Genomic DNA, 11485 nt, shown 5'->3' with positions numbered 1-11485 from the left:
AGTCGGTGCCTTTGACAATTTAGGCCGCCGTATCGTCATTCCAGAAGTGAGGAACGAGCTATCTGGAATCTCTGGCAGGCACTTGTCTTAAACGAATTATCTATCTGGCACGAGTCAGAACAAACAAGAGAACAAGCATGAACAATAATGATCTGGTCGCCAAACTGTGGAAACTGTGTGACAACCTACGTGATGGTGGTGTGTCTTACCAAAACTACGTAAATGAATTGGCGTCGCTACTGTTTCTTAAAATGTGTGAAGAAACGGGCCAAGAGGATGATTTGCTGCCAGAGGGCTACCGTTGGGCAGATCTAAAAGCCAAACTAGGTCAAGAGCAGCACCAGTTCTACCGTAACATGCTGGTTCAGCTTGGTGCTGACGACCATGCCATTGTTCGTGCTATCTTCCAAAACGTAAACACCACCATTACTCAACCTGCTCAATTGACCGAGTTGGTGGACAACATGGACAAACTAGAGTGGTTTGACGGTGACACTGGTAAATCGCGTGATGACTTTGGTGATATGTACGAAGGTCTATTGCAAAAAAATGCGAATGAGACGAAATCGGGTGCGGGTCAGTACTTTACACCGCGTTCACTTATCAGCACCATCATTAAAGTAATGCAGCCTCAGCCACGTGAAGTGATTCAAGATCCAGCAGCAGGTACAGCTGGCTTCTTAATCGAGGCCGATAAATACATCAAATCACAAACCAACGATTTAGATGATCTAGACGATGATGATCAAGAGTTCCAAATGACCAAAGCCTTTGTTGGTTTGGAGCTAGTACCAGAAACTCGCCGTCTAGCACTGATGAACTGCCTATTGCATGATATCGAAGGTGATGCAGAAGAGGGCGCAATCCGCCTTGGCAACACGTTGGGCAGTGCAGGTGAAACGCTTCCACAAGCAAATGTGATTTTAACCAACCCTCCGTTTGGTAGCGCAGCAAGCACTAACATCACTCGCACCTTTGTTCACCCAACGGGTAACAAACAGCTCTGTTTTATGCAGCATATCTATGATGCGCTAGAGCCAGGCGGCCGTGCAGCAGTGGTAATCCCAGATAACGTGTTATTCGAAGGCGGTAAAGGTACCGATATTCGCCGTGACCTGATGGACAAGTGTAACCTGCACACCATTTTGCGTTTGCCGACGGGTATCTTCTACGCTCAAGGCGTAAAGACCAACGTACTCTTCTTCCAAAAAGGCACTCCAGAGAACAAGAACCAAGACAAAGGCTGTACTAAAGAGACGTGGGTATTCGATATGCGTACCAATATGAATACCTTTGGTAAGCGTCGCCCACTGACTGAGAAGCACTTTGAAGCCTTTATCAATGCTTACGGTGCAGACAAAAACGGCCAATCACCTCGTGAAGAGGGGGTTTACGAGACTTTGGGCAACATCTTTACTGAAGGTCAGGACAGTGTTGAACACATCACCGAAAACGCTCGTTTCCGCAAATTTAGCCGTGAATACATTCGTGATCAGAAAGGCGATAGCCTAGATATCTCTTGGCTAAAAGACCTAGAAGCCACCAGCGCAGAAAACCTGCCAGAGCCAGAAGTACTGGCAGGTGAAGCGATGGCTGAGCTAACAGAAGCCATGTCTGAAATTTACCAACTGATGCAAGCACTTGGCGCGAATGACGAAGCTGCAGGACAAAAGCAGCTACTTGAGGAAGCGTTTGGCTTAGCAGAAAAGCCGGAGGCAGAGTAATGAGTGAATTGCCGAAGGGGTGGATAGAAAGCACAATTGGTGAAGCTTGTTTAATTGAAAATGGTTTGCGTAAACCTATCTCATTGAAAGAGCGTGCGAGCTGCCAAGGTGATTTTCCCTACTATGGTGCAACTGGGATAATAGACCACTTAAATAGTTATACCCATGAAGGCGAATATGTTCTTATTGGTGAAGATGGGGCAAACCTTTTGTCTAAGTCTAAACCTTTAGCATTTATTGCTAACGGGAAATACTGGGTAAACAATCATGCACACACTTTGAGATGTCTTGCTGATAGTCCAAACTTGTATCTGGAAAAATATTTCAATTCTTTGTCTTTAGAGTCGTGGGTCACAGGCTCTGCTCAACCCAAGCTTACTAAAAAGAACCTAGAAAGTATTCCGTATCCACTTGCCCCACTAGCCGAACAAAAACGCATCGTTAAAAAACTCGATGAGGTATTGGCACAGGTTGACACCATCAAAGCCCGCCTAGATGGCATCCCAGATTTGCTAAAACGCTTCCGCCAATCGGTACTCGCTTCTGCGGTGTCGGGGAAGTTGACGGAAGAGTGGCGAGGGGAAGAGAAGCGAATTCTAGGTGAAGGTAGCAATTTACCTCAAAGTTGGCAGATTAAGGCGGCTAACGAGGTTTGTACTAAAGTACAAAGTGGCTCTACTCCAAGAAACGATCCGTTCAATCAAGATGGAACGGTTCCATTTTTGAAGGTGTACAATATAGTTAATCAAAAGATTGATTTCGACTATAAGCCTCAGTTTGTTACGACTGATACACATCAAGATAAACTAAAAAGATCTATTGCCTATCCAGGTGATGTGTTGATGAACATTGTCGGTCCACCTCTGGGGAAAGTTGCAATACTCACGGACCAATATCCAGAGTGGAACTTGAATCAAGCGATAACTCTTTTCAGAGCCAACGATGAGCTATTGATAAACAAGTATTTGTACTTTGTTCTATGTGAAGGTGCATTGGTTCGTGATGTTATGCCTGAAACCAAAGGCTCTGTTGGACAAGTTAATATTTCCTTAACTCAATGTAGAGAATCAAAAGTACCACTGCCTCCATTAGGTGAACAAAAAGAAATTGTTCGCCTAGTCGAACAGTACTTCACTTTTGCAGACACCATCGAAGCGCAAGTGAAAAGAGCGCAGGCGAGGGTAGATAACCTCACCCAAAGCATCTTAGCTAAAGCCTTCCGCGGTGAATTGGTAGAGCAAGACCCAAGCGATGAACCCGCTGATAAACTGCTAGAGCGCATTGCCGAGGCTCGCAAAGAGGCCGAAGCCCTAGCCAAAGCAGCCAAAAAAGCCGAAGCGGCTAGGAAAAGAGCCGCGAAAAGCGCGTAAGTTCTAAGCTTTACTTTGTTGTTTTAATAAAGGGGCGAGAGCCCCTTTTTAGTGCCTGTCATATGAGATTTTTAAATGTTTAAAGCAATATCTGCGTTGTCTAAGTCAATCGTTGAGATTGTAAAAAGTCTTTTCTTAATTGTGTCTAGTTTATTCTCTATCGTCTGCAATTTAACCAAAGCGCTATGCCATATTTTCTCTACTTTCTACATCCGACATAAAGGAAACAAAGAAATCGAGAAACTGAAAAGTGAGATCGAACAACAAGAGCACAGTTCTCTAGGTCATAAGTAGAGCTGATTTCTATAAAACTGAATCTGATTTGTTCTTGGTCAAGAATTCTATCTATCCATAATTGGAATGTCATACTGTTTGTGTTTATAATAGCGATGTGCATTTCGGTGCAATCTAAATGTTGCTAGAAACACTAGTAGCTTGACCGCTCGAGTTACTGCTTCAAACATATTGATTAAGTTATCTTCAATGGAGTTCGTGAGTGAAATCTTCGAATTTTTCTTTTCTAAGCTCAGGTTACCCAAAAGCACAAAAACTGGGCGAGCAAGCTGAAAACAACATTTATCGTGACCCGCAAACAGCAGCCTTTAAGCTGAGAGCATTTTCAGAGTTGTTGGTAGAACACATATTTCACCACCTCCAGCTTGAAGTGGAACCGAATCAATCCCTTCTTCAACGTTTGCAAAGTGAAAGTTTTAAGAAAGCAGTCCCTCAAGAAATCTTAAGTAAACTGCATGCAGTGAGGAAACAAGGTAACAAGGCGGTTCATAATGAACTCGAACTGACGGCCTCTGATGTTCTGTGGCTTCTAGAAGAGTGCTATTTGATTGGACGTTGGTTTATCCAAACGATGCAAGGTAGCTATGTCTTTGTTCCGGCTTTTGTAGCTCCTATCTGTCGTGATGAGGTTTTAGAGAGCTTACGCTTAGATAACTCCAAACTGCAAAGCAAATTTAATGAGAGAGCGGCCATTCTTAAGCAAACTGAAGACGAGCTTGCACAGTTAAAAGAAGAGCTAACGCAGCGTCGTACCGGACAGTTATCAAGCGAAATCTCTGAAGCGTCGATCCGAGAGTTTCAGAGAGCAGGTCAAGAAGCGGTCAGCAGTTTTGACCTAAAGATGGATCAAACGCGGGCAAGAGTCTCTATTCATGATGAGTTTTCTGGGATCACTCTTACTCATGATCAGCAAAGGGCGCTTAACTCAATTGAAAGCTTCATTAATTCACCTGAGCCAGATGTTTTTATTCTTCACGGTTATGCAGGTACAGGTAAAACCTTTATCACCAAAGGGGTAGTAAACTATTTAACCAACCTAGGCAGGCATTGTGTGTTGTTGTCGCCTACGGGTAAGGCAGCGAAAGTACTTTCAGAAAAGACGATGCATAGTGCATCGACCATACACAGTGCAATCTACGATTTTCGAGATTGTTACCTGAGAGATGAGCATGACGACCGTTTGCCTGTTGCGTCTTTAAAGCCCAACTTTAGCAGTGAAGAGACAGTTTATATTGTCGATGAAGCGTCGATGGTTGCAGACATATATTCGTGCACTGAAAATTTGCAATTTGGTTCAGGTTTTTTGCTGAAAGATCTTATCGATTTTTCTCAGCAGTCTAATGGCAGCGCAGAGGCACAGGTACGCCGAAAGGTTATCTTTATTGGTGATCACGCACAGCTCCCCCCTGTAGGAATGAATTTTAGCCCAGCATTGTCGAATGAGTACTTATCCGATGAGTATCAACTAAAGACCGTTGAGGAGACCCTTAGAGAGGTAGTGAGACAGAAGTCCGAAAGTGGGGTCTTAGGGAATGCGACAATGCTGAGAAATGCCATCGAGAAGAAGGTGTTCAATCAGTTAGATTTTGACTTAGCAAAGCCAGACGTCGAATCCATCGAGGCAGACCAAATTGTTCAGCGATTTATGCAGTTATGTAATGGTTCAGTTGCTCAAACGAAAGAGGTGATGCTGGTTGGCTCTTCAAATCGCATCGTGGCAGGCTACAACAAACAATGTCGTGATTATTTCTTTCCTGGGCAATTGGAGTTGTGCACCGGAGACAAAGTTATCTCAGTTGCCAACCATTATCGAGATGATATCGATGTGACTAATGGTGACTTCGGCTTAATCAGACAAGTGCTTTCTGGTGTGGAGTCGAGGCTAGTCACTTTTAATAAAAAAGTGGATGGCAAAACAGAAAAAGTCTCAGTTGAACTGGCATTCCGCGATGTTGAGCTAGTGTTTAGAAATCAATTCAACAACCCCCAGATTGTTAGAGCGAAGGTGATGGAAAAGCTATTGTATAGCGATGAGCCATCGTTAACTGCTGATGAATCCAGAGCTCTTTACGTTGATTTCTTGAACCGCCATCCAGAGTTAACTCGCAAAGGGTATGAAGAGCAATTAATTCATGCTCGAAGAACGGATGAATACCTAAACGCATTCAAGGTTAAGTTTGGTTACGCCATTACTTGTCATAAAGCCCAAGGTAGCGAATGGGAGCATGTTTTGGTTAATTGTAAATCTCATCATGCGCCACTGTGCTTAGATTACTTTCGCTGGCTATACACGGCAATTACTCGAACCTCCCAAACTTTGTATGTGGTAAATCAGCCAAAGATTAAGATTGGTGGCGGCCCAGTGATTATTGGAAACGGTGTTGGTGAGCAGAAGCCTGATACTGTGATTCAACCTGTTGCTATCGATAGTGAAGAGTTAAATCGTTTTGGTATTGGAGAAGGGCAAGCAGTATTAATTGGTTTGTTAGGGCAAGTAAAAGCATGTCTGGAGGGGACGCAAGTAGAAATTATTGATATACGCCATTATCAATACCAAGAGAGATACCTTCTTCAGCTTGGGGATAGCACTGTAGAAGCTCACTTCAACTATAACGGCAAAAATAAAATTTCTTCGATGCAACTCAAGGGGCAGGGTGAACTTCAATCTGACCTTAATTCTCGGTTTGGCAAAATTATTGGTAGCACAGTCGCAAATAGCTCAGCCGTTGCTACTAAAGGTGATTTCCACTTTGATGAAGATTTTTTGTCTGATTTTTATCAACGCGTACGTGATGTTTTTTCCCCACATGGGATTAAGGTTGCAGACATTGATCAAAAGCCATGGAATCAACGCTATACGTTTTCTATCAACAACGAAAGTGCAGTAGTTGATTTCTACTACAACGGTAAACAACAGTTTAAAAAAGTGATGCCAATGCCTCAACTAAGTGGGTCTAAAACACTATTAAGTACAGTTACAGAAATCTGGAGTCAGTCATAATGTCAGAGCAGCCATTCCGTACTGTCACAAACCTCAGAAAGTCGGGACAGCTTCAAGAAGCGTGGAATGTCGGTTTTCAAGCGCTAGAGAGTAATCCTCAAGATGCGTATTTGAAAGGCGCTCTGTTTTGGGTTTGTTACGAATTTCTTAAGCAGCAGCAAGAGAGGATTACACATCGTGCATCATCATCGGGAAACCATAGACCAACAGATTTTGAATTCGAGCAAATAGAAAATTTACTCCAAACCATTATGAACTTGGACATACCGACAGGTGGACTTGAATATAAGATGCTCTTAGTTCAGTTTCGTAAAAATCTTGAGTGGTTCCCTACACTGATTCACTGCGTGTTACGTTTGCAGGGGGCACTGTTTGATCATGAATCAAAGCAACCTTTTCAAGCTGAAAAGGGCGAAGTCCCGAGTCTAATGTTATCGTCTACAAGGCAAATTGTATCGGCATGGTTGCGTGCTCATAAACATTGGCAAATCGACTTACAACGAGTAGTTGAGTTGATCAGTCTCACCAAATCTGCGGTCGCTGATACAAAGCACCTAGTGTGGTTAGATTATGACTATGCAAAGTGCTTGATTGTTACTGGGCAGTTTGAACAGGCTCGAGCACTGATTCTACCAATCCTCAGAAAAAAGACTAAAGAGTCTTGGGCTTGGGGGGCACTCGCGGCGACTTATCGTTCACAAGATAAAGCTCTAGCGATCAAGTTTTTTGCGAAAGGTATCGTATCTGCCCATGACGTTACATTCAGTCTTCGATTACTTAATGGGATAGTGCCACTACTCGTTGAGAATCAACGTACAGCTGAAGCTTCTATGTGTGTAAAAACTGCGCTTGTTACTTACCAATCTAATGGTTGGAAGGTTAAGCCAGAGTTAGCTCAGTTGTCGCAAAGTGCTTGGTATGACGATACGGTCGACCAAAGTCAGCTTAATACCTACCTAAACTCTATTTGTAGTGATGCCACTGACTACCTTCATGGCCCTGTGACTAAGGTGAAAGGTTTAGTCGAGAACATTCACAAATCTGGTAAAGGGTTCCATGTGTTTGTTAATAAATCGACCTCACACTCTGTACGAATGGGGGCTCATAAGGCGAAAATTAAGCCTGAAGTCGGCAGTTACGTAGAACTCTCACTGTCTCAAAAAGAGGGTGAGGTTGAAGTGGTGGCATCAGAGCCTTGCCAAGACGTTAGCATTGACGATGTGTCATACATAGAAGGGGAACTAAGGATTGCGCCCAAAGGTTTTGGGTTTGTAGAAGATACTTTCATTCCACCTTTTGTTATCAGCGATATTCCAGAACAAAGTCAGGTGAAGGCATTACGCGTGATGACATGGGATAAGGTTAAATCTCGTTATAGCTGGAAGGCAATAAAGCTAACAAGGGTATAGAAAAGCTCTATTTCAAGGGCGCTAATAAGTAAATTCGATGTAAAACATCTTTTGGTTAGTGGAATGAACAATGAATCAAATTAATTCACTGCAGCAACTGTGGGATAAGTTTTTGGCCGAGTGGCCACTTGAGCGTATTAAAACAATGACACTACAAGAATACGTTTCAACTCAAGATAAAACGACGTTTACATATTGGTTGGAAACCAAGACTCAGCCTTTAGCAAATATTAAAGGCTCCCCATCTCCCAAGTTTGGTATTTATAAACGCAATAGTGGACCGAAGGAACGCTCCGGGATGGCTCATGGGGCGGAATACTCATGGTGGGAAAAGCTTGGTTCTACCGAGCAAAAAGCTTTCGAAACTGTTCGAAGTGAAATTATTCGAGTCATAAATGCGGTTCAAGTTGGCGATCTAACGACGGTTGATAATGCGAAACTTGCTCCTGTATATAAATGGAAAATCGCATTTATGTACCAAGTACAAAGTGTGCCTACTATCGTCAATATATTCGCGAAAGATAAGCTGTCTGAGTTAACTGGGCTGCCTAAGTCTGCAAGTTATCCAGAGCTCTATCGCTCTTTGATGAATAACTACGACACAGAACAACACGCCAATATTGCTGAGTATGGACGGATGTGCTGGTCTCAGCTTGAGCTTCTCGATAATGAAGAACAACCATCGAATGAGCCACTTAACACTTCTGCAGGGAACACATTAATGTCACCGCTTAATCAAATACTCTATGGCCCTCCTGGAACAGGTAAAACCTACCATACTATCGAAGCAGCTGTTGTAGCAGCAGAACCGACTTTTGGCTGGGCAAATCGTAGTGAATTAAAAGAAAAATATGACCAATTAGTCGCCGACAAGCGCATCCGTTTTGTCACTTTCCATCAAAGCTATGGCTATGAAGAGTTTGTTGAAGGGCTCCGCGCTGAGTCGGATAATGACGGTAACCTATCCTACGTAATCAAAGATGGTATTTTCAAGTCTATCTGTGATGAAGCTGCTGCTCAGAAAGTTGAAAAACCCAAATTACTAAGTGAAGACGCACGAATTTGGCAACTATCTATTGAAAGTAGCGGTCAAAGTGAAGTTAAGAAGTATTGCTTGGAGAATGATATAGGGGCGATTGGCTGGGGGCATGTTGGTAATATGAGCTCTGCCAACCGGACTCAGGAAAGCGATGACTTACTTGCCTCTGAAACTCATCCAAATCAAGCAACAATAAGGCATTTTTGTAATGGAATGGCCATTGGTGATGTGGTTTTTTGTGTTAGTGGTCAAAAAACAATAGAAGCCATTGGTGTTGTTAGCGGAGATTATGAGTTTCGACCAGATGGTGTTCTTATGCGTGAGGACTATTGTCATGTTCGTCCGATTAAATGGTTAGCAAGAAACCTCAAACTCAATGTTTATGATCTAAATGGTCAGACTCGCTTACCAATTAAAACTTGCAGCGAGTTGACTCGTTTTTCTGTATCAGAGTTACTTACTCTATTGAATAAGAACAATATTTTGTTAGATAAAGGAGTTACTCAAGGTGCACAAAGATTTGTTCTGATTATTGATGAGATAAATCGAGGCAATATATCCAAGATATTTGGTGAGCTCATTACGTTAATTGAACCGTCAAAGCGGGCAGGTAAGCAGGAAGCTCTAGAGCTTGTATTATCTAACTCAGGTAAGGCGTTTTCTGTACCCGACAATCTACATATCATCGGAACTATGAACACTGCTGACCGCTCATTAGCGATGATGGATACAGCGCTTCGTCGTCGTTTTGATTTTGTTGAAATGATGCCAAAACCTGAGTTATTGAAAGGTGCAGTAGTAAAAGGCATCGATCTTGAGCAATTACTAAGTGTGCTCAACCAGCGTATTGAAATTCTTTATGACCGTGAACACACACTTGGCCATGCGTTCTTATTGCCAGTTAAGGCGCTTGCTGATGTTGGCGAAGAAGATAAGGCATTTAAAGTGCTTGTCTCAGTATTCAAAAACAAAATCATTCCGCTACTTGAAGAGTACTTCTTTGAAGATTGGGGCAATATTCGTTTGGTTTTAGCTGATAATCAAAAGCTAGATCATTTGCAGTTTGTTGAAGAAAAAGAGCAAAAGCCTGAAGCTCTGACAAATCTGTTTGGTAAGGGGCATCACCTAGACCAATACGGACAATCAGTAGTGAAATACACGCTCGCTGCGGATAATGCGGCCGTTTGGAGTGATGTTGAGGCTTATACAGGTATTTACCAAACGATGGTAAAAACCTCTGAGAGTCAATCTGATTCAAACCAAGAGTAATCTCAATGCATACTACGGTTTTTGAATATGGCTACCTAACGCATGTGCAAGCTGCGTGTGATAACTTAAATGCCCAGCTTATCTCTAAAAGTGCTTTCGAGTATTTAAAAGAAGTCTGCTTGAGTGCGAGCGAATCTGAAACCAGTAAATGCTTAGGTTTAACTAAGCGTTTTGGACATGAGTTGCTTCAAGTTAAAAACTACGTCGGTGTAATGTTTACACCGACAGGCGAACATATTGAAGTATTGCCCAAAACAGGCCGTAAATCGGAAAGCACTGAACAGGCGATAACAGAATCGCGTGAAATGTTGCTGATGATGCTTCAGCACTTAGGGGCTTTTCGCTATGTGGCATCGAACCAAGCGAGTGTGGCTAGCAAAAAAATGCCACTTCTAGAGGTCTTTATAGCCCAGTTTCTTCAGTCGGTGAATACGCTGGTTAAGCGAGGGTTGAAAAGTGACTATGTCACACAAGACGATAATCTTCACTTCCAAAAAGGCAAGCTACAAGTTTCTCAGCAAATCAGGCACAACCTGGTTAATAAACACAAGTTTTACGTTGAATACGATGAATATTTGATTAACCGTCCGGCCAATCGAATTCTCAAAATGGCTCTATTGAAGTTAGGTAATTACACAAGGTTAGCGACCAACCAAAAGTTACTGCGTGAGCTGCAGTTTGCTTTTGCTGAAGTCCCTAACTGCAAGTCGGTTAAACAAGATATCAACGCCCTTAAGTTGGACAGGGGAATGAGTGATTATCATCGACCTATTGAGTGGGCGAAACTGATACTCGACGGCTTCTCTCCGCTAAGCATGAAGGGCAAAAGTAGTGCTCTTTCTTTACTGTTTCCGATGGAGGCGGTTTTTGAGAGCTATGTTGCTTCAGTGTTAAAGAGGCAACTCCCTGATGATGTGGTTCTGACCACACAAGCTTCTTCGAAATATCTTGTAAGTCATAATGAGCAAAGCCAGTTTCAGCTCAAACCGGATCTATTGTTAACACTACCGGATAATTCGAAGCTGATTCTCGATACAAAATGGAAGCTGCTCGACCTCGAAGAACATAATTATGGGCTTTCTCAATCTGATCTCTATCAAATGTTTGCTTATGGACATAAATACCTAAATGGTATGGGGGATCTTTTATTGATCTACCCCGCACATAGCGGCTTTAAAAAAGCGATAAAATATAGTTTTGATTTCAGCGAATCATTGCGGCTTTGGGTTGTCCCGTTTGTCACTGACTTGAAGGGGGGAAGTAGACTCATGTGGCCCCGCGGATTTCCAAATACTGTGTCAACGCCATAAGCTTATAAAAATCACAACTGGCGCATAATGGTAATAATAATTACCAGAGTTTTAATAGAGTCTTATCTC

The 11485-nt window shown here is 42.7% G+C and carries 7 protein-coding genes; all 7 read left to right on the top strand.

Going from position 1 to position 11485, the window contains the following annotated elements:
* Positions 1 to 137 precede the first annotated feature (137 nt).
* The 7 genes from ITG12_RS03665 (at position 138) to ITG12_RS03635 (ending at position 11416) form a co-directional block, all read left to right on the top strand.
* Positions 138 to 1724 carry an N-6 DNA methylase gene (locus ITG12_RS03665; protein WP_248873630.1) on the top strand — a complete coding sequence of 529 codons (1587 nt, stop codon included), beginning with the start codon at positions 138 to 140 and terminating at the stop codon, positions 1722 to 1724.
* Positions 1724 to 3094 (top strand): restriction endonuclease subunit S, encoded by a 1371-nt coding sequence (locus tag ITG12_RS03660; RefSeq protein ID WP_248873628.1) that lies wholly within the window; start codon positions 1724 to 1726, stop codon positions 3092 to 3094. The genes ITG12_RS03665 and ITG12_RS03660 overlap by 1 nt, the downstream gene beginning before the upstream one ends.
* Positions 3095 to 3169: 75 nt before the next feature.
* Complete coding sequence (locus ITG12_RS03655) at positions 3170 to 3388, top strand: hypothetical protein (protein ID WP_248873627.1); 219 nt, start codon at positions 3170 to 3172, stop codon at positions 3386 to 3388.
* Between the two features lie 202 nt (positions 3389 to 3590).
* Positions 3591 to 6389: an AAA family ATPase gene (locus ITG12_RS03650; protein ID WP_248873625.1), complete on the top strand. Its 2799-nt coding sequence runs from the start codon at positions 3591 to 3593 to the stop codon at positions 6387 to 6389.
* Positions 6389 to 7798 carry a tetratricopeptide repeat protein gene (locus tag ITG12_RS03645; RefSeq protein WP_248873624.1) on the top strand — a complete coding sequence of 470 codons (1410 nt, stop codon included), beginning with the start codon at positions 6389 to 6391 and terminating at the stop codon, positions 7796 to 7798. Before ITG12_RS03650 ends, ITG12_RS03645 begins: the two co-directional genes overlap by 1 nt.
* Positions 7799 to 7868: 70 nt before the next feature.
* A complete protein-coding gene (locus ITG12_RS03640) occupies positions 7869 to 10106 on the top strand; it encodes an AAA family ATPase (RefSeq protein ID WP_248873622.1) in 2238 nt (745 codons plus the stop codon).
* Between the two features lie 5 nt (positions 10107 to 10111).
* Positions 10112 to 11416 (top strand): McrC family protein, encoded by a 1305-nt coding sequence (locus tag ITG12_RS03635; protein ID WP_248873620.1) that lies wholly within the window; start codon positions 10112 to 10114, stop codon positions 11414 to 11416.
* Positions 11417 to 11485 lie beyond the last annotated feature (69 nt).

It is taken from the genome of Vibrio sp. ED002, assembly GCF_023277445.1.
Classification (GTDB): domain Bacteria; phylum Pseudomonadota; class Gammaproteobacteria; order Enterobacterales; family Vibrionaceae; genus Vibrio; species Vibrio jasicida.
This window is presented reverse-complemented; position numbering and strand designations above follow the sequence as displayed.